1 protein-coding gene is annotated in these 246 nt (G+C 69.1%); it reads left to right on the forward strand.

Going from position 1 to position 246, the window contains the following annotated elements; translation table 11 throughout:
- Window positions 1–5 precede the first annotated feature (5 nt).
- Complete coding sequence (locus AC1RPV_RS08140) at window positions 6–179, forward strand: ATP:cob(I)alamin adenosyltransferase (protein WP_481764259.1); 174 nt, start codon at window positions 6–8, stop codon at window positions 177–179.
- The last annotated feature ends 67 nt before the right edge of the window (window positions 180–246 follow it).

Raw genomic sequence — 246 nt, forward strand, 5'->3', positions numbered from 1 at the left:
GCACCGTGTGCCGCCGTGCGGAGCGCTCGATCGTCGCGCTCGGGCGTAGCGACACGCTCAATGACGCACCGCGGCGGTACGTGAACCGGCTGTCCGACCTGCTGTTCGTGCTGGCGCGCGTGCTGAACCGCGCCGGCGGCGGCGCCGACGTGCTGTGGGAGCGCGGGCGCGTCCGCTAGCCCGCCGTCGCGTTTTTGCGCACTGCGACAATTTGCCCGGGGGACGTCCGTTTTTAAACATGTATTG

This window comes from Dellaglioa sp. CoH-55-MRSF-9 (assembly GCF_056782155.1).